The sequence below is a fragment of the Pedobacter ginsengiterrae genome (assembly GCF_039537385.1).
Taxonomy (GTDB): Bacteria; Bacteroidota; Bacteroidia; order Sphingobacteriales; family Sphingobacteriaceae; genus Pedobacter; species Pedobacter ginsengiterrae.
The window spans coordinates 81,124-104,423 of record NZ_BAABAK010000019.1; the positions used below are offsets into that span (position 1 = coordinate 81,124).

Annotated in this window: 22 protein-coding genes; 14 read left to right on the forward strand and 8 right to left on the reverse strand. The window is 34.5% G+C overall.

Translation table 11 applies throughout. The annotated features are described in order from the left end of the window. Positions 1 to 101: 101 nt before the first annotated feature. Positions 102 to 509, forward strand: a complete 408-nt coding sequence (gene mce / locus ABD692_RS17890) for a methylmalonyl-CoA epimerase (RefSeq protein WP_344769156.1) — start codon at positions 102 to 104, stop codon at positions 507 to 509. A 218-nt stretch (positions 510 to 727) separates the two neighbouring features. Next, entirely contained in the window at positions 728 to 1,015 is a 288-nt protein-coding gene (locus ABD692_RS17895; protein ID WP_344769158.1) for a hypothetical protein, read from the forward strand. Positions 1,016 to 1,700: 685 nt separating this feature from the next. On the opposite strand, the gene ABD692_RS17900 is transcribed toward ABD692_RS17895, so the two are convergent. Next, complete coding sequence (locus ABD692_RS17900) at positions 1,701 to 3,323, reverse strand: amidase (RefSeq protein ID WP_344769160.1); 1,623 nt, start codon at positions 3,321 to 3,323, stop codon at positions 1,701 to 1,703. Between the two features lie 249 nt (positions 3,324 to 3,572). On the opposite strand from ABD692_RS17900, the gene ABD692_RS17905 reads away from it, so the two are divergent. The 8 genes from ABD692_RS17905 (at position 3,573) to ABD692_RS17940 (ending at position 9,959) form a co-directional block, all read left to right on the forward strand. After that, positions 3,573 to 3,821, forward strand: coding sequence for a type B 50S ribosomal protein L31 (locus ABD692_RS17905; RefSeq protein ID WP_056090378.1), 249 nt, complete (start codon positions 3,573 to 3,575; stop codon positions 3,819 to 3,821). A gap of 72 nt (positions 3,822 to 3,893) precedes the next feature. Next, a complete protein-coding gene (locus tag ABD692_RS17910; protein ID WP_344769163.1) occupies positions 3,894 to 5,060 on the forward strand; it encodes a putative sugar nucleotidyl transferase in 1,167 nt (388 codons plus the stop codon). Positions 5,061 to 5,098: 38 nt separating this feature from the next. Then, on the forward strand, positions 5,099 to 5,860 hold the full coding sequence (gene tpiA, locus ABD692_RS17915; RefSeq protein ID WP_344769165.1) for a triose-phosphate isomerase: 762 nt from the start codon (positions 5,099 to 5,101) through the stop codon (positions 5,858 to 5,860). Beyond that, a complete protein-coding gene (gene prmA / locus ABD692_RS17920) occupies positions 5,861 to 6,700 on the forward strand; it encodes a 50S ribosomal protein L11 methyltransferase (protein WP_344769167.1) in 840 nt (279 codons plus the stop codon). A 68-nt stretch (positions 6,701 to 6,768) separates the two neighbouring features. Next, on the forward strand, positions 6,769 to 8,121 hold the full coding sequence (locus tag ABD692_RS17925; RefSeq protein WP_344769169.1) for a UDP-N-acetylmuramate--L-alanine ligase: 1,353 nt from the start codon (positions 6,769 to 6,771) through the stop codon (positions 8,119 to 8,121). 6 nt (positions 8,122 to 8,127) lie between these two features. Next, entirely contained in the window at positions 8,128 to 8,448 is a 321-nt protein-coding gene (locus tag ABD692_RS17930; RefSeq protein ID WP_344769171.1) for a helix-turn-helix domain-containing protein, read from the forward strand. 98 nt (positions 8,449 to 8,546) lie between these two features. Then, complete coding sequence (locus ABD692_RS17935; protein WP_344769173.1) at positions 8,547 to 9,026, forward strand: Lrp/AsnC family transcriptional regulator; 480 nt, start codon at positions 8,547 to 8,549, stop codon at positions 9,024 to 9,026. Between the two features lie 3 nt (positions 9,027 to 9,029). Further along, positions 9,030 to 9,959: an EamA family transporter gene (locus ABD692_RS17940; RefSeq protein WP_344769175.1), complete on the forward strand. Its 930-nt coding sequence runs from the start codon at positions 9,030 to 9,032 to the stop codon at positions 9,957 to 9,959. A 27-nt stretch (positions 9,960 to 9,986) separates the two neighbouring features. Here the strand turns inward: ABD692_RS17940 and ABD692_RS17945 are convergent, their stop codons facing one another. From ABD692_RS17945 to ABD692_RS17965, 5 genes are all read right to left on the reverse strand, one after another. Then, the gene (locus ABD692_RS17945) at positions 9,987 to 11,105 is read right to left on the reverse strand and encodes a GNAT family N-acetyltransferase (protein ID WP_344769177.1); all 1,119 of its coding nucleotides are present in this window, start codon (positions 11,103 to 11,105) and stop codon (positions 9,987 to 9,989) included. A gap of 72 nt (positions 11,106 to 11,177) precedes the next feature. Next, positions 11,178 to 11,369, reverse strand: coding sequence for a hypothetical protein (locus ABD692_RS17950; protein WP_316761412.1), 192 nt, complete (start codon positions 11,367 to 11,369; stop codon positions 11,178 to 11,180). An 89-nt stretch (positions 11,370 to 11,458) separates the two neighbouring features. Next, entirely contained in the window at positions 11,459 to 12,025 is a 567-nt protein-coding gene (gene scpB, locus ABD692_RS17955) for an SMC-Scp complex subunit ScpB (RefSeq protein ID WP_316761415.1), read from the reverse strand. Positions 12,026 to 12,276: 251 nt separating this feature from the next. Next, on the reverse strand, positions 12,277 to 15,279 hold the full coding sequence (locus ABD692_RS17960) for a sensor histidine kinase (RefSeq protein WP_344769179.1): 3,003 nt from the start codon (positions 15,277 to 15,279) through the stop codon (positions 12,277 to 12,279). Beyond that, a complete protein-coding gene (locus ABD692_RS17965; RefSeq protein WP_316761421.1) occupies positions 15,269 to 16,054 on the reverse strand; it encodes a LytR/AlgR family response regulator transcription factor in 786 nt (261 codons plus the stop codon). Before ABD692_RS17965 ends, ABD692_RS17960 begins: the two co-directional genes overlap by 11 nt. Positions 16,055 to 16,182: 128 nt before the next feature. Here ABD692_RS17965 and ABD692_RS17970 point away from each other — a divergent pair, with 128 nt between their 5' ends. Together ABD692_RS17970 and ABD692_RS17975 are read left to right on the forward strand one after the other, a co-directional pair. Then, positions 16,183 to 16,905, forward strand: a complete 723-nt coding sequence (locus ABD692_RS17970; protein ID WP_344769181.1) for a ferritin-like domain-containing protein — start codon at positions 16,183 to 16,185, stop codon at positions 16,903 to 16,905. Positions 16,906 to 16,923: 18 nt separating this feature from the next. Beyond that, a complete protein-coding gene (locus tag ABD692_RS17975; RefSeq protein ID WP_316761427.1) occupies positions 16,924 to 17,781 on the forward strand; it encodes a ferritin-like domain-containing protein in 858 nt (285 codons plus the stop codon). 400 nt (positions 17,782 to 18,181) lie between these two features. On the opposite strand, the gene ABD692_RS17980 is transcribed toward ABD692_RS17975, so the two are convergent. Beyond that, positions 18,182 to 19,294 (reverse strand): hypothetical protein, encoded by a 1,113-nt coding sequence (locus ABD692_RS17980; protein WP_344769184.1) that lies wholly within the window; start codon positions 19,292 to 19,294, stop codon positions 18,182 to 18,184. 174 nt (positions 19,295 to 19,468) lie between these two features. Next, positions 19,469 to 20,593 (reverse strand): CofH family radical SAM protein, encoded by a 1,125-nt coding sequence (locus tag ABD692_RS17985; protein WP_316761430.1) that lies wholly within the window; start codon positions 20,591 to 20,593, stop codon positions 19,469 to 19,471. Positions 20,594 to 20,768: 175 nt separating this feature from the next. Here ABD692_RS17985 and ABD692_RS17990 point away from each other — a divergent pair, with 175 nt between their 5' ends. Continuing rightward, positions 20,769 to 22,013, forward strand: a complete 1,245-nt coding sequence (locus ABD692_RS17990) for a M16 family metallopeptidase (RefSeq protein ID WP_344769393.1) — start codon at positions 20,769 to 20,771, stop codon at positions 22,011 to 22,013. Further along, positions 22,006 to 23,277, forward strand: coding sequence for a M16 family metallopeptidase (locus ABD692_RS17995; protein WP_344769186.1), 1,272 nt, complete (start codon positions 22,006 to 22,008; stop codon positions 23,275 to 23,277). Before ABD692_RS17990 ends, ABD692_RS17995 begins: the two co-directional genes overlap by 8 nt. The last annotated feature ends 23 nt before the right edge of the window (positions 23,278 to 23,300 follow it).

Genomic DNA, 23,300 nt, shown 5'->3' on the forward strand with positions numbered 1-23,300 from the left:
CTACTACAAAGATACGAAAAAACTTATTTAACAATTATAAATAATAGCTATGAGGTTATAGCGAAAACCTGCATTTTTACATTCACATAACCTTATAATCTATGAATAAGATAGAGCACATTGGCATAGCCGTAAAAGACCTGAATAATTCTATAGATATCTATCAGAAATTACTCAACACCGATTGCTATAAAACAGAGCAAGTTGCGTCAGAATTTGTAAATACTGCATTCTTTAAAACTGGCGATAACAAAGTCGAGTTATTGCAGGCTACTTCGCCCGATAGCGCTATTGCAAAGTTCATAGAAAAAAAAGGAGAGGGCATTCATCACATTGCCTTCCTTGTCGATGATATTTTAGCCGAAATGGAAAGGCTGCATAGCGAAGGTTTTGTACTGCTTAACGAATCGCCCAAAAAGGGAGCCGATAATAAAATGGTTTGCTTTGTACACCCAAAAGATACAAAAGGCGTTTTAATAGAAATATGCCAGGAAATAAAGTGGGTGTAGGGAATAAATAGAAAGTAAAAAAGGTTGCTAATTCTTTACCTGTTTGTTTTTATTTGAAAACGATTGGTTCTGTATTTCATTTCTGCTGTAGTCCTGCTGTCCATTTCAAGTCCTCGTTGCACTGCGGGCTTTTCATTTTCATCAGGTTTATTAATTTTGGCCTTTGGTACTAGGCAAAACAGCGAAACCTACAACTCTATAATCTTAATAATTTATTTGTGAGCGATAACTTATCCTTAATTAAAATCATCAGCAAAGATTTTGATATTCAAAATGAATTCACGGAAAATCAATTGCATCAGGCAATGGTTGATGCTTTTGCATACCTCGTCGATCATGATTTCCCTAAACTCATTCAGATACTTTACAAGGCAGATGTCGATCAATATAAATTAAAAGAGTTATTAGAAAATACAGAAGGCTTAAGTTCGGCAGAAGTTATTGCTAATGCCTATATCTCACGACAAAAAGCTAAAGTAGAAACCTGGAAAAAGTATAGCTTATAAGCTTTAGTCAAAAGCTGTAAGTATAAAGTGAATATAAGCTTGTAAGCTAAAAGCATAAAGTGAATATGATAATAAGATATTCTTAAGTTTCCTCAGATGGTGAAAACTAAACCCTAAAGTACAAGCCCAGGAAATTATAGCTTGTAAGCTAAAGCATAAAGTGAATATAATACTAAGATTCTCTTAAGTTTTCTTAGATGGTGAAAAACTAAACCCTAAGTACAAACCTGGGAAATTATAGCTTGTAAGCTGAAAGCATAAAGTGAATATAATACTAAGATTCTCTTAAGTTTCCTAAGATGGTGAAAAACTAAACCCTAAAGTACAAACCTGGGAAATTATAGCTTGTAAGCTAAAAGCTGAAAGCATAAAGTGAATACAATACTAAGATTTTCTTAAGTTTTCCTAGATGGTGAAAAACTAAAGCCTAAAGTACAAACTTGGGAAATATAGCTTGTAAGCTAAAAGCATAAAGTGAATACAATACTAAGATTCTCTTAAGTTTTCTTAGATGGTGAAAAACTAAAAACTACCTCTCTTTCTAAGTATTCTTAGTCCCTTTTATTACCAGTTCTAATTCAGTATTTACTCAGGTATATCTCGGGTGTTATTCGGTTGATTACCTTGTAATATACCCAACTTAAAACCAAGTATGTATTGTGGTATAACTATAAATTGCATAGTGTTAAATCCCTGATGAAAAGTTAGATGATTTAAGAAACTTTGGCGCAGTTCTATGTTTCGTTGCCTGTTCAAAAGTAAAAGCCATATTTAAAACTTTATCTTCTTCGTAAGCATTTGCCATAATCGATAGGCCAACAGGTAATTCGTAAATTTTCCCCATCGGCACTGTTATATGTGGAAAACCAGCCATTGCAGCTGGACTGCAAAAATAAAAACCATTGCTGTAATCGCCATTAAACAAATCAATTAAAGATGGAATGCCATAACTCGTACCTACAATAGCATCCAGATTGTTTTTTGCCATTAAATCTGTAATTATTTTTCTCGAAGAAAGAACCTTTTCTACAGCCTCTTTATATGCTACACTCGAAATGGCAGGTGCCTTATCACTGCTTTCTAAGGTTTCTTGCTTAAAGTAGGGCATGGTTGTATTTTCATTTGCTTTATTAAAAGCAATAACTTCAGTTAAATTTTTAACTTTTGCATTTGCTGTTTTTAAGTAAGCATTAACACCATCTTTAAATTCGCATTGAAGTACCGTAAAACTTGCTGAACCAATTACCTTAAGTTCTTTTAAAAGTTCTACCTCAATAATTTCGGCACCAAGTTCTTTTAATTTAGCAATTGCATTTTGATATAATTTTACAACGCCTTCATGGCCAGTTAAAAACGATTTTTCAACACCAATTTTCTTTCCTTTAAAACCATCGTATTTTAATGCCTGAGTATAATCTTTTTGTGTTTTTGCCGAGCTACCTTTGGTTGCTTCATCCTGCTCATCTTCTCCTGTTAAAGCAGAGAACAAAATTGCAACATCAGTAACCGTTCTGCCCATCGGGCCTGCCGTATCTTGTGTTTTGGAGATGGGGATAATTCCGCTACGACTTAACAAACCCACTGTAGGCTTAAACCCTACAAGACCATTATACGATGATGGCGCAATTATAGAGCCATTGGTTTCGGTTCCGATTGCAATAGCACATAAGTTTGCAGAAGCTGCACAACCCGAGCCAGAACTGGAGCCGCTTGGACTTCGATCTAAAATATTTGGATTTTTAGTTTGACCACCTCTGCTGCTCCAGCCACTGCAAGAGCGGGTTGAACGGAAGTTTGCCCATTCGCTAAGATTAGTTTTACCCAGAATTACTGCGCCAGCCTCACGAAGTTTTTTAACAATAAAAGCATCAAGGGAAGCTATATTGCCCGCTAGGGCTAAAGCCCCAGCCGTGGTTTGCATTTTATCAGCCGTATTAATATTGTCTTTAATTAAAACAGGTATGCCGTGCATCATGCCTCTAATATTACCAGCTTTACGCTCTTCATCCATTTTGCTGGCAATTTCTAAAGCATCAGGATTAATTTCGATAACGGCATTTAGTTTCGGCCCTTTTTTATCTAGCGCTTCAATTCTTTTTAAATATAACTTTGTTATCGATTTAGAAGAAACTTTGCCGTTCTTCATCAGGTTTTGTAATTCAGTTATTGTAATTTCGTTTAATTCAAAATCGTCTTTAAATGCTGTTGTAATATCATTGTTTGTAACTATCGCGGCTGATGCAGGTAAGCCGATTGTTGTAATTAAACCTGCGGCAGAACCGCTTTTTATGAAATTTCTTCTGTTCATTTGGGATAGTTATCAATGCTTTAAATTATAAATATAGATTTTAAATATTTGTACCTAAATAGATTTGATAAAAACTTGTTATTTAAATTTTGGTTTTGCTATTGTAAATCAAAAATAAAATTAGGATATTTGCATCCTCTAAAATAGAGGTAGAAAAGACAAATAGAAAATGTCATAAGCGTTGTTGCCAGCAAATTGCAACTAAATGTTCTTGATGCTTTCACATAGATAACTTAAAATAATATTCAAATGAAAAAAGATTTGCACCCATCAAGCTACAGACCAGTTGTTTTTAAAGATATGTCTAACGAATATGCTTTCTTAACAAAATCTTGCGTAGATACTAAAGAAACAATTAAATGGGAAGATGGTAACGAGTATCCTCTATACAAATTAGAGATTTCTCACATGTCTCACCCTTTTTATACAGGTAAAATGAAATTGGTTGATACTGCAGGACGTATCGATAAATTCAAAAACCGTTACGCTAAGAAATAATTTTAGCAACAAAAAGCATTTTTTGAAGTCCCTTTGCCAAAAGCATCGGGACTTTTTTTATTTTTGCTGCTTATGACAATCAATCTTTTTGATGATTCCAGTTGGGAAACATTACGTCCGCTTACTTTTACCAGGCCTGTAGCCGATTTACGCATAGGTATTTTAACAATAGCTGAGAAGTGGGCAAAACATCTAAATGCCGATTTTGGTTTCCAAACTCAAGACTATCTTTCGGTAAAGTACCCAGCCAAGAAAAACCCTAGTCTTTTTATTAACGGCTCAATTTGTCCTGATCAGGCTTTAGTTGATACGATAAGCCAATTGAAAGATGGTGAAGTACTGATTAAGGGCGATATTCTTATTGCACATCATAATGATCCTGCTGATTTTAAAGCGGTGACATTTAATAAAGAGATTCAATACACCAGAGATTTTGTAAGGATTACATATCCTGAGAATATTTTCACAAATAACCCTGCAGAAATTAGAAAGGACTTTGAGCTTTTAACTAGAGGGCGTACTTCTGCTAAAATAAGTATTACCAATCAATTATTGGGCGATGATATCTTTTTTGAAGAAGGTGCAAAAGCAGAGTGTAGTGTTTTAAATAGTGGTTATGGACCTATTTATGTAGGTAAAAATGCCGAGATTTGGGAAGGAAGTTTGATTAGAGGATCTTTTGCGCTTTGCGAAAACTCATCTATTAAAATGGGTGCAAAAATATATTCAGGTACTACTATAGGGCCAAATAGCCGTGCGGGTGGCGAAATTAATAATTCAGTAATTTGGGGTAACTCGGCTAAAGGGCACGATGGATACTTAGGTAATTCTGTATTAGGTGAATGGTGTAATATTGGTGCAGATACCAATAATTCGAACTTAAAAAATAATTATGCTGAAGTGAAACTTTATGATTATGAAAATAAAAAAATGCGCAACACCAATTTGCAGTTTTGCGGTTTAATTATGGCTGATCATGCTAAATCTGGCATAAATACCATGTTTAATACAGGTACAATTGTTGGCGTTAGCGCAAATATTTTTGGAGGAGGTTTACCCCCAAATCACATTGCTGATTTCAGTTGGGGCGGTGCCGATGGTTTCGAAAACTATAAACTGGATAAGATGTTCGAAACTACAGAAAAAGTTTTTGGACGGAAAAACGTAATCTTTAACGATACGGAAAAGGAAATTTTAACTAAGGTTTATGAGTTGACAGCAGCTCATAGAAATTTTTAATATAAATGTGATCTTTAAAAAATCAAAACTAAAATATAATGAGAAAACAAATAGTAGCAGGTAACTGGAAAATGAATTTGGATTATAACGAAGGTGTTTCGTTATTCAGTGAAATTGTAAATATGGTTAAGGATGAACGCAAAGGCGATCAATTGGCTATAATTTGTGCTCCATTTATTCATTTAAATAGTTTGGCTAAACTCGGTGGTTCTGATGTTGCTATCGGTGCTCAAAACATTCACGATAAAGAAAACGGTGCTTATACAGGTGAGGTTTCTGCGAAAATGGTTAAATCTGTTGGAGTAGAATATGTAATTTTAGGTCACTCAGAACGCAGGCAGTATCAGGCAGAAAGCGATGAATTATTGGCTGCAAAAACCAAAACAGCTTTAGCACACGATTTAAAACCAATTTTTTGTATTGGTGAAACTTTGGATGAGCGTAATAACGGAAGTTATTATGAAGTTTTAAAGAAACAATTAGTTGAAGGTCTTTTTAGCTTAACTGAAGCGGATTTCAAAAAAGTAGTTATTGCTTACGAGCCAGTTTGGGCAATCGGAACAGGCTTAACTGCATCGCCGGAGCAGGCACAAGATATTCATGCATTTATTCGTTCTGAAATTGAAGCAAATTATGGTTTCAATATAGCGGATGATACTACAATTTTATATGGTGGTAGCTGTAACCCTGGCAACGCTGCAAGTTTATTCGCTCAAAAAGATATTGATGGCGGCTTAATCGGTGGTGCATCATTAAAATCACGTGATTTTACAGATATTATTAAAGCATTAAATAGCTAAATGCAATACATAAAAGCAATTTTTAAATTCAAAAGTATTGAAGAATACCAACAAGATTTGCTGATCAGTGATTTAGCTGATACTGGTTTTGATACATTTGAAGACAGCGAAAATGGGTTTACCGCTTTCGTAATAAAAGAAAATTTTAACGAGCAGGACCTGATAGGCCTGCTCGCTAATTATGCAGAAGATTTCACGGCAGAATATATTTTAGAGGATGTTGCCGACGAAAACTGGAATGCTGAATGGGAGAAAAATTTCAATCCGTTAATTATTGATGATGTTTGTTATGTAAGGGCAACCTTCCATGAACCGCAACCATCTTATCCTTACGAGATTGTTATAGACCCGAAAATGGCTTTTGGTACTGGTCATCATCAAACTACAACCATGGTGATGCAGTATATTCTTGCTGCCGATGTAAAGGATAAAGATATTCTTGATATGGGTTGTGGCACAGGAATTTTAGCAATTTTAGCGGCTAAATTAGGTGCTAAAACTTTAATGGCAATCGATTATGATGATATCTGTTATGAAAGTACGCTAGAAAATGCGGCGTTAAACAATGTTGAAAACCTGGAAGCACTTTGTGGTAGTAAAGAAGTGATCCCAAATGAGGAGTACGATATTATTTTAGCAAATATTAATAGAAACATTCTTTTAGATCAGATTGGTAGATACGCAGAGGTTTTGAAAGCAGAAGGGAAAATTTTCTTTAGTGGCTTTTATTTAGATCCAGATTTAAGCATGATTACGGCTGAGTGTGCTAAGTATGGCATAAAATACATTGATCACAAACAAAATGGCGATTGGGTTGCTGCTCAGTTCGAGAAGAAATAGAAAGTAAAGAACAAAGATAATGACGCAAGAGAAAAATCTGCTCATTATTCTTTTATCGAAAAATAGATATGCGTATACATTTTATTGCAATCGGCGGAAGTGCCATGCACAACCTTGCCATTGCGCTTCATAAAAAAGGTTATCAAATTTCAGGTTCAGATGATGTGATTTTCGAGCCCGCAAAATCGAGGCTAGATAAGTATGGTTTGTTGCCAGCTGAAATGGGTTGGGATGAAAATAGAATTTCTGCCGATTTAGATGCCGTAATTTTAGGCATGCACGCCAGAATTGATAACCCTGAATTATTAAAAGCTCAGGAAATAGGCGTTAAAATCTACTCATACCCCGAATATATTTACGAACAAAGTAAAGATAAACTGCGTGTAGTAATTGGTGGTAGCCATGGTAAAACAACGATTACCAGCATGATTTTACATGTTTTGAACCATTATAATCGTGATTTTGATTATTTGGTTGGTGCCCAATTAGCTGGCTTCGAAACTATGGTTAAAGTAACTAAAGAAGCGCCAGTTATGATTATTGAGGGTGATGAGTATTTATCATCGCCAATTGATAGAAGGCCAAAATTTCATCTTTATAAAGCCAATGTAGCCGTAATTAGCGGTATCGCATGGGATCATATTAATGTTTTTCCAACTTATGCAGATTATACTTTACAATTTGATAAGTTTATCGATACCATCGAAGAAAACGGTACTTTAATTTATTGTAAAGCGGATGCTGATTTAAATGAAATTGTAACGCATTCTAATGCGAAGGTTCAGAAAATTGGTTATGCTATTCCAGAACATGAAATTGTAAATGGTGTTACCTTTTTGCTACCAGAAAAAACAGCACTAAAAGTATTTGGCGATCATAATTTAATGAATATGAACGCAGCCAAGTTGGTTTGTGCGCAGTTGAATATTAGTGAAGCTGAATTTAACGAAGCAATTTCTTCTTTTACTGGAGCAGCAAAACGTCTTGAAGTTATTTCTGCTGATGAATCGACAAATGTTTACAAAGATTTTGCCCATTCACCATCGAAATTAAAGGCAACCATTGAAGCTGTAAAAAGTCAGTTTACCGACCGAAAATTGATAGCCTGCATCGAGTTGCACACATTCAGTAGTCTAAACAAAGATTTCTTAAAAGAATATGCAGGTTCGATGGATAAAGGGGACGACGCAATAGTTTTTATCGACCTGAAATCTTTTGAACAGAAAAGAATGGAACCTTTTAGTGAAGGTGATGTTCAGGAAGCTTTTTCGAATCCACATTTGAAATTTTTTAATAATGCAGCGAAATTGAAAGCATATTTATTAAGCCAAAATTACAAGGATACCAATCTTTTAATGATGAGTTCGGGTAATTATGCTGGTTTCGATTTACCTGAGCTGGCTAATTCATTAACTCGCTAATATTGAATGAAAAGTGTTGGAGAGCATATTAAACAGAGTAGGGTTGCCCTTGGCCTGAGTCAGGCAGAAGCGGCGAAGAAACTTAATATTTCAACTCCAGCATTTTGTAAAATAGAAACGAACCAAACCGATTTAAATATTTCCCGATTGCTGCAAATTGCCAAGGAATTTAAAGTTTCTGCTGCACAATTATTAGGAGAAAGTTTCGAAGCGTCAAATTCTTCCGAAGAGCTAACCGCTCTAAAACAATCATTATCTGAAAAAGAAGAAGAGATCAATAAACTACGTAAAAAGGTTATTGATCTCTATGATAAACTAGGGATCTAATATTTTCTGTTTATCTTTCAATTAGAGTTTTTACTGAATATAATTCTGTCTTATATTTTTATTTTGAATTTTATTCGAAATATTTATAGATTTACAGAATGATAAATGAAGAGAGCTTTATTTTAGATCATATTGATTTAGCAATTCTTAGGCTAATGCAAGCCAATGCCCGAATTTCAAACGTTGATTTGGCCAAGTCCTTAGAGCTTGTTCCCTCGGCTGTTTTGGAACGGGTGAAGAAGCTGGAAAAGAAAAAGGTAATTACAGGTTATTATGCCAAGGTAAATCCGGTTGCAGTCGATTTGAAATTATTGGCTTTTATCTCGATGAAATCATCTCAAAGTTTCAGTTGTAATGATACAGCGAGAGAACTGGCTAAAATCCCTGATGTACAGGAAGTGCATGTTATAGCGGGTGATGATTGCTTTTTAGTGAAAGTAAGAACGGCAGATTCGGCTTCGCTGATGGCTTTGCTACGCGATTCTTTTAGCAAAGTTCCAAATATCTTATCTGTTAAGACAACTATAGTACTGGAAACCGTTAAGGAACAGCAACAATTGATAATTCCTGAAAAATAAATCATGACTAATTTAAATAAATCATCTTCACCAGTTCTGGTATATTTAGCTTTTGCCATAGTTTATCTGGTTTGGGGTTCAACATATTTCTTTATACAAAAGGCACTTGCGGGCTTTCCGCCCTTTATTCTTGGTATCTTTCGCTTTTCAGTGGCAGGTATTTTGATGCTGGCATGGTGTAAGTTAAAAGGAGAGCAGATATTTAATCGCAAAACCATAAAAATTGCTGCGGTTAGCGGTATTTTAATGTTGGGCATTGGAAATGGCATAGTTATCTGGGTAGAACAGTTTATTCCCAGTGGTTTGGTAGCCATAATGGTTGCTTCTGCCGCTATATGGTTTATAATTTTAGATAAACCGAAGTGGAAAGAAAACCTTAGTAATAAATATATTGTTTCTGGTATTTTAATCGGTTTTTTTGGCGTTATTGTTTTGTTTGGCGATCAGCTTTTACAGGCGTTAGATAAGCCGCAAAGTAGCTTACAGATTATTGGAATGGTTTTACTGGTTGTAGGGCCAATCGCGTGGGCTGGAGGTTCTCTTTATTCGAAGTATAATCCAACAACAGAAAGTTCGGTTTCTGTAAATACAGGCTGGCAAATGCTTATGGCAAGCCTGGCTTTTTTACCAGGAACTTTTATAAAATCAGAATTTAAATTTTTAGATTGGAGCAGTATTTCTTTGGATGCCTGGTTATCGATAACCTATTTGATTGTTTTTGGTTCCATAGCTGCGTTTAGCGCTTATGTATGGTTGTTAAAAATGCGGCCTGCAACACAAGTTAGTACTTACGCTTATGTAAATCCTGTAGTAGCTGTTTTACTTAGTTTAAGCTTTACCAACGAAGTTATCGGGGTTACGAAGATTATTGGCTTAGCTATTATTTTGGGAAGTGTACTGCTTATAAATCTTCCAAAATATAAAAGCGTATAGACCCAGAATTTATACGCTTTTATATACTTAAAAAACCTTACGCATGGTTAAATGCTTTTTACCAAATGTTGCACCAGTTGCTTTATGGATAGAAATCATTTGCTCATTAAAATCGCCAACCCAGCTTAATTCTAATTCCTTATATTGATTTTTAGGTAACACATATTCACCCAACCTGATAAATAGAACAGATTCTAAGCCATGTTTTTGAAACTTGGGTTTAGTACCCATTACAATGGCACGCATACGGGTAACACCAACCCAGCGACGGTAGGCAAATTTCAGTTTTTCGATCAATCCTAGCTTTCCATCAAAACCTTTAATCATTTGGTTGGCGTCAGGAATAAGTACCACAAATGATGCTGGTTCGCCGTTAAAGTAAGCAAACTGAATTAAGTGTTCATCCATTATAGGCTCCATGCTTTTAAAACTTTCTTCTAAAGTTTCTTTTTTAATGGGAACAAAGTTTTCGAAATCCTGCCAGCCATCATTGTAGATTTCCATTAAATCTGCAATGTACTTTTCAGAATTACTTTTAGTGAAGTATTCGAAAGTATATCCAGGTTTGTTTCTAACCCAATTAGCAATTTTTGTAAAGCGCTCTGGAAATGGAATTGTTAAATTAATATGGTTGGTTAATTGTTCGTATTCTTTTGTAAAACCATAAGCATCGAAAAATTTCTCGTAGTAAGGAAAATTATAATTCATACCGAATGATGGAGGCGTAAAACCTTCAACTAATAATCCCCAAAAAGAGTCGTTCTCGCCAAAGTTGATCGGCCCATCCATAGCTTTCATGCCATTTTCGATTAACCAGGTTTTAGCAGTATCAAATAAAAGAAAGGCGGCCTTCTCATCATCAATACATTCAAAAAAACCCATTCCGCCAGTAGGTTGCTCGTAATTAAATGCCTTTTTTTCATTTATAAAAGCAGCTACCCGACCAATTAATTTACCAGAATCGTCTTTTAAAACCCAGCGAGTACATTTTCCATGGTTAAAGAAGTTATTTTTTTTAGGATCAAAAACATTTTCGATTTCTGAATTTAAAGGGCAAATCCAGTTTTTATCTTCCTTATAAAGGATTTTTGGTGTTTTGAGAAAATCGTTTTTTAGAGAATTATTGCTTACTTGTATAACTTGCATGGGGAGTTTTAAAATTAAAAAGCATCCTACCAAGCGGGCGGATGCTTTTTCAAATATATAGTTTTTTAAAAATTAATAATCGTCATCGTCGTCATCAAAATTGTCGAAGTTATCCAGGTCATCTAACGGCATATCAAAGTCGTCTTCATCTTCATCTTTTGATTTTTTCGCAGGCGTAATATCTGCATCATCTTCAAAATCGTCATTATCTTCTACCTCTTTCTTTGTAGTTGGTTTTGTCGGGGATTTCTTTGGAGTTTTCATACAACAAAAATAAAAATTGCTTTTATAGTTTAAAAATACGAAAAAACTTTTTTTAATAACAAGCTGGTTGTAAACAAATTAAAATTAATTTATTCTGCAGTTTCTCCGATTGTATTTTCCGCTCTGGAAATATCTTTTAATTGTGGTAATTGTGAAAGGTTATTCAATGCAAAATAATCCATAAATAAGCTACTCGTAGTATATAAAATAGGCCTTCCTGGAGTTTCAGCTTTACCCTCGATACTTATTAATTCTTTTTCTAAAAGGCGCTGTACCGAGTAATCAGAATTTACACCCCTTATCTGCTCTATTTCTAATTTTGTTATGGGTTGTCGGTAAGCAATTATAGCTAATGTTTCCATCGCCGCCTGACTTAATTTCTTTTTAGAGCGGTGTAATTGCAGCTGGTTAACTGTTTCGTGGTAGATTTTTTTAGTTAAAAACTGATAACCATTGTTTAAGTGTACCAATTCTACAGCAAAATCATCATGATTATATTTTTCCTTTATCAAATCTAAACTGTCGAAAATTTGGCTTTCGATGTGTTCTTCTCCAAAAACAGCATTTAATGCCAAGATAATTTCCTGCACACTAATACTTTGAACAGAAGAAAAAATGAGGGCTTCAATGTGGCTGGTGATTTTGTTTTGAGGCATATACAAAAATAAAATTTTTGGGCAAAAAAAAGCGGTCTCGCTTTTTAAAAAACAAGACCGCTTTTAACACACAAATGAAACCTGAATTAAGATATAGTTTTAGGTTAGGTTATTAAATATCTATATCAATTCTATAAGAACGTTTTGATAAACACTATCGTTTATTTCTAACACAAGTTTAAGGCTAAACTTAATGCAACGTTATTTCTATTTAGTGAGTGGTATTAATAATTGAGTAAACGGTAATATTTCTATTTAAGTGGTATAGAAATGAATACGGTTGTACCATTTTCGGCATTTTGGTGTACATCTAAGTGTATAGGTTTTGCTTCAATCTGACCTAAAAGATTTAAACGTTCGCGGGTTAACTGCATGCCTTTACTAATATGTGCATCTTTTTTAGCCTTTAAAGAGTTCTCAATGCCTACACCATCATCTATAATTTCGATGTTTAAGTAATCATCATTTTTCAGCTTGATATTAATTTGAATTTCGCCACCAGTTTCTTTGGGCATTATGCCGTGCCATATTGCATTTTCTACATAAGGCTGTAAAAGCATCGAAGGAATTAGAGTATCGTCTTTATCAATATCTTCATCTACGTGAATAACATATTGTAATTTATCGCCGAAACGATTTTTTTCGAGCTTAAGATAAAGGTTTAAGTATTCTAATTCTTCTTCAATAGAAATGTAACTTTTTGTACAGATTTCTAAATTCTTTCTAATCAGCCTTGCAAAACCAGTTAAAACCTTATTAGCCGAGGCCGTATTTTGTGTATTGATGTAATGCTGAATCGAATTCATAACATTAAAAACAAAGTGAGGGTTCATCATTGCTTGTAAAGCTTGTTGTTCGAGCATTAAGATTTTATTTTTGAGTAGAAGCTGTTCCTGTTCTTTATCTTTTTGTCTGCGTGTAATATAAACCGCTAACTTGTAAAATACATATCCAACCAGTAAAATTAAAATGGTAAGGAACCATAAGCTTTGCCAAAATTGTTTTTTAATGGAAAAAGATATTTTTGCTGATGGACCCCATTCGTTATTCTGGCTTTTAGCGCTAACTTCGAAAATATAATCGCCAGGTTGAAGCGCCGAAAAATCAAGTCGCCTTGTTCGCGTTTCTACCCAGTTGGCATTTTCACTTAACCTATAGCGGAAAGTAATGTCGCTGGTTGTAAAATCTACCGCTCCAAAAGTAAAAACGATGGTGTTGCTACCGCTTTCGAAAGTAAAATTATTTTTATTTATGGGTAATCGTTCTTTATCTTTTATTATAGATGTGATGTAGACTTTAGGTAAAGTTTTAACCGTGTTTTTGTTATTGTATTTAAAAAGAATTAGGCCTTTATTTGTGGCGAAATAAGCAGTACTATCATCAATATAAAGGTTGTTTACATCTTCGGTAAGTAAATCTTTACCGTAATCGAAATTGATGACTTCAGCTTTGCCTGCATAATCCGAAACTTTGTTTACCCCTTTATTGGTTAACACCCAGATTTCATTGTTCTTAATAAATAATCGGGTACAGATATCATTTGTTAAACCATTTTTTTGTGTTACTTGCTTAATGATTTTGTTATCCCGATAAAATAATAAACCATAACCATCGGTTGCCAGTATTAAGGTTCCATCTGGCAATTGTTGAATGTCGTTTATCCTTTTGGTTAATAAAATATTGTTTCTAAAGTGCTGAATAAGTTTGCCATTAGAAAATTCGGAAAGGCCATCGATATTAGAAAACCATAAATCTCCATCTTTATCATAAAAAACATGATAGGAGCGGTCTTTGAAAAAGTCTTCTTTCTCCTTATATTTCAATGAGTTAAATTCTAGTCGGTTAAACCGATCTGAAAGAAAAACCACGCCCGATGAAAGTGCTAAAGCCAGGCGATTATTATACTCGCTTAAGCTAAAATGTTTGATTACAAACATCGAGTTATTCGTTTCTTTTAAGTATTTAACATCATCTTTAGTTTGATAAATATTTTTAAAAACTCCTAAACCATAATCTGAAGCAAAGTAAATAGATTGGTTTTTATGATCGTACGTGATTTGCTTAATGGTTTTGTATTTTTTGTAATCATCCAACCCAACTTCATCAATCTGGAAATTTTTAATGTTTAGGATGTCTATTACGGCATCGTCTGTACCCAACCAAAGTCTGTTTTTGTTATCCTTAGTAATGCTTTTAATTACATTGCTGCTTAAACCCGATTCTGCATCGATAATTGATAAACGGGAATTTATATTTGGAAGCATATAAATACCCTGATTTGTAGCAAACCACATATTGTTGCTGTTATCTTTTATCGATTGATTAACCGAAACGCCTTGCAGATACATCACGGTTTTGCCACTTTTGTTCATCACTAAAGCACCATTGTTGCTTGCAAGCCACACTTCCTGATCTTTATCATCGTAATAAAAATAACCTGCCATATTGTTTAGCAAATTATCAGGAATAGGGAAGAGCGGTTTAACCACCCCGTTTTGAAATTGCTTTAAGCCTGCCTCATCTAAATAATATAAGGAGCGATTTGGCGCATTAAAAGCAGTCATATATGAAATTGGACTAACTTTATTATCTGTTAATTCAAAACGATTACCATCAAATTTTTGTGTGCTTAAATCACTGTAGGCGTAAATGTTTCCCTTTTCGTCTTCATGAAGAAATGCATTTGTAAATTGCTCGTTTACATGTGGGGAAACAAATCTTTTAACTGATTTCCCATCCCAAAGCACAATTAAATTAGAGTTTGTACCTAACCATATTCTTCCTTTCTTATCCTCTAAAAAGGATACAATAACGGTGTTGGAATTAAGTTGTTTGAGTAGCTTATTATTATCCTGATTGTAAAACTTACCATCTTTTAAATAACTGAGTTGACCATTAAGTGCTAAAAACCAAAGCTTGCCTTCTTTGTCTTCCCGCATATGAAGAATTTGCGTGTCGGGTAAACCATCCTCTATTGTGAAATTTTGGAAATTAGTTCCGTCGAAACGACTTAATCCAGCATCCGTTGCTATCCAAATAAAACCCTTTCTATCTTGAAGAATGTAGTAACAATTATTACTTGCCAAGCCATTTTTAGACGTATAATGTGGAAGGTAAGTGGTTTGAGAGAATGATTTTAGGCTTAGAAAAGCAAATATAAAAAGCAAAAGCAGTGAACATGCAAATGATTTTTTTGCATAAATAAGTCGGTTTAAAACCGAAAATATAAGCTTTATGATTTTGCTAATGCTCACTTTTAGATTTTGTAAAAAGTTTTATTTTTTCATAAAAATCGCTGGCCCTTCTTCTCGATACATTAATGTTATCGCCATTTTTAAGCAAAGCTTGTAAACCATTTTTAGAGTTATATTCTTTTAAATGATTTAGATTAATGATACTTGATTTGTGTATTCTAACAAACTGATCGGAAGGTAAAAGCTCTTCGAATTCTCTTAACACCTTCGAAACGGTTATTTTATCGTGATTACTTAAATGAAAAACAGAATAATTGCTATCGGCCTCAATGTAAATTATATCATCAACATCAATCATTTTAAATCCTTGGCCGTAAGGCAAGGTTAGCTTTCTTATTTCCGATCGATTTCCTAAACTCGAAGCAAGATTTGTAATGCGCTCATCTGTTTTATCAAGTGTTTGATGTAGCCGTGTATATTCTAAAACCTTATTAACGGCAATTTTCAATTCATCAATATCTATTGGTTTTAAAAGATAATCTAAAGCATTTGCCTTTATTGCTTTTAATGCATACTGATCGTAAGCTGTTGTAAAAATAACGGCTGCATTGTGTTGTTGCGCATCGGCAATCAACTCGAAGCCATTTCCACCAGGCATGGCAATATCAAGGAAGATTAGATTGATAGGGTGGTTGGCCAAAATATCCTTTGCCTCGGCAACAGAGCGGGCAATCCCTGTAATTTCTACTTCCGGACAGTTTTGCTGTAGTAGAAAAAAAAGAGATGATCGGGCAAACTCCTCATCATCAACAATAATAGCTTTTAGTATAGTCATAGCAATAGGTTTGTGAATGTATTAAAAACAGGTTGTAAAAAAAAATCAAAAACCAAAAAACCGACCAGAGAATTGTCACGTATATATCAGCAAAACCCAGTAAAAAAAAACTTAAACGTAAAGAAAATATGAAAAACAATGAACTAAAAATCAAAGATGAACTTCAGGAAGAAAGTTTATTCAATGGTAGTTTAGGCCGCAGGTCTTTTCTACAGTATGCTGGTGTAAGCGCAGCGGGTATGGCATTAGTTGCGGCTGGTTGTAAAAAAGATCGTGGTTATCCTGATATGAACGCAGGAGCTACTTTAGATTTTAAAGACGATTTTGGAGTATTAAATTACGCTTACGCTTTAGAACAATTAGAAGCAGCATTTTATGTAAAAGTTGCAGCGGCTCCGCCAGCAGCATTTACAACAGCTCAAAAAGCTTATTTTCAAGATATTCAGTTTCATGAGGTTGCACACAGAGAGTTTTTCAAAAACGCTTTAAGTACTGCAGCAATTGGAAGTTTAGAGGTAGATTTTTCTTCAATAGATTTTACAAGTGCAACTAGTGTTTTAGGCGCTGCAATGGCTTTCGAAGATTTAGGTGTTGCTGCTTATAACGGTGCTGGTGTTCGTATTAAAACTGATGCTTATTTAGTTTTAGCAGGTAAAATTGTTTCTGTAGAGGCTCGTCACGCAGCATATATCAGAGATATTATCTCTAACGGAACATTTGCAGATTTAAATAGCTTAACTGCTTTAGGTGCAAGTAATGCGAATGGTTTAGATGGTGCATTAACACCAGATAAAGTTTTGGCTATTGCAGGTAAATACATCAAAACAAAAATTAACGTAATTAATCTTTAATCTTAATCTCCTGAAATCATGAATATCGTAAATATATTAGAAGAAATTGAAAAAGTTGATGGCGAAATCTATGAAAGATTAAGTCCGAGAAGATCAGCTATGAAAGATTTTTACTCAATGGGTAAAAAAATCGCTTTAGCTGCAGCTCCATTAGCATTGGGTTCTATGTTTAACAAAGCTTATGGTCAAACATTGCCAACAGCCGTAGTTGCAACATTAAACTTTGCCTTATCGTTAGAATATTTAGAATACCATTATTATAACCATGCATTAGTAGCTGCACCAACCTTGACCATTCCAACAGGTGCGCCATTAGCAGCAATTACTACCATTCGCGATCACGAATTGGCACACGTTAACTTGTTAAAAGGTGCTTTAGGTACTTCTGCAAGATCGGAGATTACTTATGCAATGACAGATTTTACTGCAGGTGGAACTTTCGGTGATGTTTATTCGAACTATTTAACTTTCTTAAAAGTTGCATTAGGTTTTGAAGATACAGGCGTAAGAGCTTACAAAGGACAAGCAACTGTTTTAAAAGGAAATGCCGTATTAACTACAGCTTTACAAATTCATTCGGTAGAAGCTCGTCATGCTTCACACATTCGTCAAATGTTGGCTGCAAATGGTGCTTCAATTAAACCATGGGTTAGTCTTGGTGCAGGTGGTATTGCTAATGATACAGGTGTGCCACAAGTTGATGCAGTTTATGCAGGTGAGAACTTAGATGTACAGGCAAATATTACCATAACAGGTATTAATGGAAACTCAGGCGTTACTAAAGCAGCTGCTGTAGAATGTTTCGATGAGCCTTTGGATACTGCAAGCGTAGTAACTATTGCAAACTTATTCTTAAGAACAGGTTTTAAATTATAATCTAGTAAAGGATTAACATTATTTTTAGGTAATGTTTAGTTTAAGGTAGGGAGGCAGAACTGGGTTCTGTTTCCCTTTATTTTTGACCAAGATTTTTAGGATTGAAGGATTTTAAGATCAGGATTTTTTGGGATTGAAGAATTTTAAGATCAGGTTTCCTTTATTTTTGAATTGGATTTTTTAGGATGGGATGATTTTAAGATGAGGCTTCCTTTGATTTTTGAATTGGAAAATCAGGGTTCTGTTTTTCAATCAATGTTAGTCCTGCTTTGCATTACAATCTTTTTGGCTGTCCTTCGCTGCACTCAGAATACAGCAAAAAGGATTTTCATTTCAATCAGGTTTAATTGGCAAAACAAATGAAAATATATTAGGTTGCAAGGCGAGCATTAATATTCTGTTAATTTCCTTTTTGAATTCGATACAAATAATAAAGACGGCTTTCCGTTAAGAAAACTAAAGTATCGTTATCACTTTTAGGTTCGTTTAGTTCGATGCCGTATACGGCTACACTACTTTTTCTTCCATCTTGTTTAAAAAATGTAGTTAAGTTATGCAATCTTAGTTGGTAGTAATCGAGGTAAATCAGCTCAAACTTTGGATCCCATAGCGGACCACTGCCACCACCACTTCCGGCCGTTCCCCGATTGTAGAGCCCAAAATCAGAATCAAAATTATTGGCTACGACAATGCTACTATCGGGAGTCGAGATATGATTGGCTAAACTTGGCTTACTTTTTTCATCCCTAAATACATCATCGAAAAAGTTTTTGCATAATATTTCTATACTTTCTTTTTCCTTATCGAAATACTCGAATTTATAAATTACTCCGTTTTGATCTATTTTTACGTAACCTGCATTTCTGTAGCCATCTTGCTGATCATCATCAAAAGGGTAAAGCTCTTTCAACCCCTTTAATAAAGAAGCCAGATTTGCGTTCTTTTTAATATACTTTTCTTTAAAAAGGGCCTCGGTTTCTCCAGATTTTAATGTAATTACGGTTTGCTTGTAACCATCGCTATCAACTTTTTCAATGCCACGCTCTGTCTTTAAATAAGCATCAAAACTTTGCTCTATTTTTACATTCTTGTAATGAGCTGTAAGAGGTTTAAATGTTCTGGCATCATAAACTGTAAATTTAGACGAATCATTGCTGCCAAAACTTTGTGCAATTAAACGGTTGTGGATTTCATCAATGTAAACCGTTGTATAATAGCCAAGATCAATAATTAGCTTACCATTTCTACTCATTACGCCGTAAGTGTTATTTGTAGAATCAGGATTCTTGTAGTAAATCAACAGTAAATCACTTTTCGGAATGGTGGTGAAGTTTATGATTTCTTTTTTATCCTCAATAATAACCAAGTTTCTATTTGAATGATTTGGATATTCCGGCCAGTCTGCATGTTTATCTTTTTGGGGTATTACATATCCAATATGGAATGAATAGGCTACGATTGCCGCTATTGGTAATAAAAGGAATAAAACCCAGTAGATGTATTTTTTCGGCATATCTGTAAATATTCTTTATGCAGCGAAACTTCATGCCAAAAAAAATGTATGGCATTACTACACAATTACCTTGATTGCAAACTAATTTGCGGATTAATTTTCCGCATTTGAGGAAATTGCAAAAAAAAAGCTTTCGCCAGGAGCGAAAGCTAAATATTTAATCAATTGATATGACTAGTAAGTGATTACCTGCTCCTCTAGATGTTCTGGTAAATCACGATAATTATATTTTTGTCCGCGTAATTGAGGCTCAAAACCTGCAGCCTTTATCGATTGCTGAATGCCATTCGCTGTAAAACGATGTGGTGCACCGGCAGCCGAAACCACATTTTCTTCAATCATGATTGATCCAAAGTCATTTGCACCAGCATGTAAACAAAGTTGGGCAGTTGCTTTACCCACTGTTAGCCAACTTGCCTGAATGTTTTTAATGTTTGGCAACATAATTCTACTCAAAGCAATCATGCGGATATATTCATCAGCAGTTACATTGTTGCTAATGCCACGTAAACGTTTAAGTAAAGTACCGTCATCCTGAAAAGGCCAAGGAATAAAGGCCAAGAAACCATTTGCATCGGCAGGCTTTTCACTTTGTACCTGTCTAATCCAAACCAAATGCTCAAAACGTTCTTCTATTGTTTCCACATGCCCGAACATCATCGTTGCAGAAGTTGTAATATCCAATTGGTGGCAAGCTCTCATTACATCAAGCCATTCTTGTCCGCCACATTTACCTTTTGAAATTAAGCGACGAACACGGTCGTTTAATATTTCCGCACCAGCACCAGGTAAAGAATCCATTCCAGCCTCTTTTAAAGTTTTTAAAACTTCGGTATGGCTAATTCCCTCGATTTTTGCAACGTGTGCAATTTCTGGCGGACCTAATGCATGAAGTTTTAAATCAGGATATAATTCCTTTAATTTTTTGAATAAATCAGCATAAAAACTTAAGCCCAAATCAGGATGATGACCACCTTGTAATAACAGCTGGTCGCCGCCCAAACGAAAGGTTTCTTCAATTTTAACCTTATAAGTTTCAATATCAGTTATATAGCTTTCATCATGGCCTGGTCTACGGAAGAAATTACAGAATTTACAGTTTGCAATACAAACATTTGTGGTGTTAACATTCCGATCAATTTGCCAGGTAACTTTACCACTCGGAACCTGAATTTTACGAAGTTCGTTGGCTACAAACATTAAAGATGCTGTATCCGCATGGTGATATAAATGTACACCTTCTTCAAGGCTTAGAAAATCAAAATGTAATGCCCGTTGTAGTAAATCGGCTGTATCCATAGTACAAAGATAAGAAATGGTTTGTTGGTTTGTTCGTTGTTTGGTTTTTTGGATGTCAAATATAGATTTTTAGGTGTCGGTTGGTTAGATGTTTTCGATGACTTTACAACTAAAAAACAAACCAACTAAAAAACAAACCAACCAAAATAATATCTTTACGGTTCTAAAAAATTATATGGTAGATTTTAAACGCTTTACACTGAGCAATGGTTTAAAAGTTTTGGTACATGAAGATGCTACAACTCCAATGGCAGTTTTAAATATTTTATATGATGTGGGTGCTCGTGATGAGAACCCAGAACAAACAGGTTTTGCGCATTTATTTGAACATTTAATGTTTGGTGGCTCAGTTAATATACCAAATTACGATGAGCCTTTACAACGTGTTGGAGGAGAAAATAATGCCTTTACCAGTAACGATATTACTAACTATTACATCACTTTGCCTGCAGAAAATATAGAAACTGCATTTTGGTTAGAAAGCGATCGAATGTTAAGTCTTGCTTTTTCAGAAAAAAGCCTTGAAACTCAAATTAATGTTGTTTCAGAGGAGTTTAAACAACGTTATTTAAATCAGCCTTATGGCGATGTTTGGTTAAAATTACGTCCTCTGGCTTATAAAAAACACGCTTATCGCTGGGCAACAATAGGAAAAGAGCTTTCGCACATTGAAGATGCTAAAATGGCCGATGTAAAAGCATTTTTTAACAAACATTACAATCCACAGAACGCAATTTTAGTAGTTGGTGGTAATGTGAAAACAGAAGATGTAAAAAAACTTGCCGAAAAATGGTTTGAACCAATTCCATCAGGAGATAAATATGAGAGAAATTTACCTCAGGAGGATAAGCAAAATGAAGCAAGAACTGAAACTGTTAAAGCTAATGTGCCGTTAAATGCTATTTATGTTGCTTTTAAAATGCCTGGCCGATTAAGCAATGATTATTACGCTTTTGATTTACTTTCTGATATCCTTTCTGGCGGAAAATCATCTCGTTTGCATAATAGTTTGTTAAAGGAACAACAGCTTTTTAGTGATATTAATGCTTATATATCTAGCAGTTTAGATCCAGGATTGTTTATAGTTGAAGGTAAATTAGTAGAAGGTGTTTCTATTGAGAAAGCTGAAGCTGCAATTTGGGAAGAGCTGGAGAAAATTAAATCGGAACTGGTTGGCGCAAACGAACTAACCAAGGTAAAAAATAAGGTAGAATCCGTTTTGGTGTTTTCTGAAATGAGCTTATTAGATAAAGCAATGAATCTTGCTTATTACGAACTGCTTGGCGATGCAGATATTTTAAACCAGGAGGCTGCTAAATATTTAGAAGTTGAAGCAGAAGATATAAAAAGAATATCAACTGAAACTTTTGATAAAAATTCATCATCAACTTTGTATTACTTAACTGAAGAAAATGCTTAATCGTACGCTCGCACCTGATTTTAAACAGGTTTCCATCATAAATTTTATTCAACCAGAAAAAAGCACTTTAGATAATGGAGTTCCTGTTTTTACCATTTATTCTGGTGAGCAGGATTTGGTACGCATCGAATTTATTTTCGAAAATGTAAACTGGAACCCAGAAAAACCGTTACAAGCAATAGCTGTTAGCGCAATGCTTAATAACGGAACTGCTAAACTTTCTTCAAAAGAAATTGCCGAACAAATCGATTTTTATGGCGCATTCTTTCAAACAGAATATGGTCAGGATCAATCGACTGTAACGCTTTACACACTGAACAAACACTTAGCATCTGTTTTACCGATTGTAAAAGATGTACTTTCAAATAGCGAATTTCCTCAAAAGGAACTTGATATTTATATCCAAAACCAAAAACAGAAATTACAGGTTAACTTACAGAAAAACGATATTCTTTCGAGAAAAGAATTTTCGAATGCTTTGTTTGGAGATACAGCTTATGGTGTAGATATTCAACTTAAACACTACGATGAAGTAAAAAGAAATGATTTAGTTGATTATTTCAAAGCTGCTTACACGCCAAATAATTGTACGGTTATTGTGTCTGGTAAATTTAGTGAGCAGAGTTTTAGTCTTTTAAACGAACAATTTGGCAAAGATTGGGCAGAAAGTAATGCTTTAAAAAATACTTTTAGTTTTCCTGCATCAATTCAAAAAGAAGTTTATAAAGAGAAAACAGAATCTTTACAATCTGCAATTAGAATAGGGCAGTTGGCGATTAACCGTAAGCACGAAGATTTTGCTGGTTTACAGATTTTAAATACTGTTTTAGGTGGATATTTTGGTTCACGCTTGATGAATAACATTCGCGAGGACAAAGGTTATACTTACGGAATTGGTTCGGGAATAGTTTCTTTGCAAAATGCAGGTTATTTCTTTATTGCAACAGAAGTTGGTACTGATGTTTGTGCCGATGCATTGAAGGAAATATATAAAGAAGTTAATCTTTTAAAAACTGAATTAGTAGAGGAAGAGGAACTGAATTTAGTGCGAAACTATATGTTAGGCTCTATGCTGGGCAGTTTAGAGAATGTTTTCTCGCATGCAGATAAATTCAAAAACATCTACTTCTCGGGATTGGATTACACTTATTATGAAAACTATATTAACAAGGTAAAGACAATAACCGCAGATGAAATTCTTGCGCTTGCGAATAAATATTTAACTACTGACACTTTTATTGAAGTTGTAGTAGGGAAGAAGTAAGTCGATTTATAAATTTAATTGAT

Coding starts and splice junctions, on each gene's coding strand:
- ABD692_RS17995 (WP_344769186.1), top strand. CDS start 22,006: ATGCTTAATCGTACGCTCGCACCTGATTTTAAACAGGTTTCCATCATA.
- ABD692_RS17950 (WP_316761412.1), bottom strand. CDS start 11,369: ATGAAAACTCCAAAGAAATCCCCGACAAAACCAACTACAAAGAAAGAG.
- ABD692_RS17970 (WP_344769181.1), top strand. CDS start 16,183: ATGAAAAACAATGAACTAAAAATCAAAGATGAACTTCAGGAAGAAAGT.
- ABD692_RS17905 (WP_056090378.1), top strand. CDS start 3,573: ATGAAAAAAGATTTGCACCCATCAAGCTACAGACCAGTTGTTTTTAAA.
- ABD692_RS17985 (WP_316761430.1), bottom strand. CDS start 20,593: ATGGATACAGCCGATTTACTACAACGGGCATTACATTTTGATTTTCTA.
- ABD692_RS17925 (WP_344769169.1), top strand. CDS start 6,769: ATGCGTATACATTTTATTGCAATCGGCGGAAGTGCCATGCACAACCTT.
- ABD692_RS17945 (WP_344769177.1), bottom strand. CDS start 11,105: ATGCAAGTTATACAAGTAAGCAATAATTCTCTAAAAAACGATTTTCTC.
- ABD692_RS17930 (WP_344769171.1), top strand. CDS start 8,128: ATGAAAAGTGTTGGAGAGCATATTAAACAGAGTAGGGTTGCCCTTGGC.
- ABD692_RS17965 (WP_316761421.1), bottom strand. CDS start 16,054: ATGACTATACTAAAAGCTATTATTGTTGATGATGAGGAGTTTGCCCGA.
- ABD692_RS17975 (WP_316761427.1), top strand. CDS start 16,924: ATGAATATCGTAAATATATTAGAAGAAATTGAAAAAGTTGATGGCGAA.
- scpB (WP_316761415.1), bottom strand. CDS start 12,025: ATGCCTCAAAACAAAATCACCAGCCACATTGAAGCCCTCATTTTTTCT.
- ABD692_RS17935 (WP_344769173.1), top strand. CDS start 8,547: ATGATAAATGAAGAGAGCTTTATTTTAGATCATATTGATTTAGCAATT.
- tpiA (WP_344769165.1), top strand. CDS start 5,099: ATGAGAAAACAAATAGTAGCAGGTAACTGGAAAATGAATTTGGATTAT.
- ABD692_RS17990 (WP_344769393.1), top strand. CDS start 20,769: ATGGTAGATTTTAAACGCTTTACACTGAGCAATGGTTTAAAAGTTTTG.
- ABD692_RS17980 (WP_344769184.1), bottom strand. CDS start 19,294: ATGCCGAAAAAATACATCTACTGGGTTTTATTCCTTTTATTACCAATA.
- ABD692_RS17910 (WP_344769163.1), top strand. CDS start 3,894: ATGACAATCAATCTTTTTGATGATTCCAGTTGGGAAACATTACGTCCG.
- ABD692_RS17940 (WP_344769175.1), top strand. CDS start 9,030: ATGACTAATTTAAATAAATCATCTTCACCAGTTCTGGTATATTTAGCT.
- mce (WP_344769156.1), top strand. CDS start 102: ATGAATAAGATAGAGCACATTGGCATAGCCGTAAAAGACCTGAATAAT.
- ABD692_RS17900 (WP_344769160.1), bottom strand. CDS start 3,323: ATGAACAGAAGAAATTTCATAAAAAGCGGTTCTGCCGCAGGTTTAATT.
- prmA (WP_344769167.1), top strand. CDS start 5,861: ATGCAATACATAAAAGCAATTTTTAAATTCAAAAGTATTGAAGAATAC.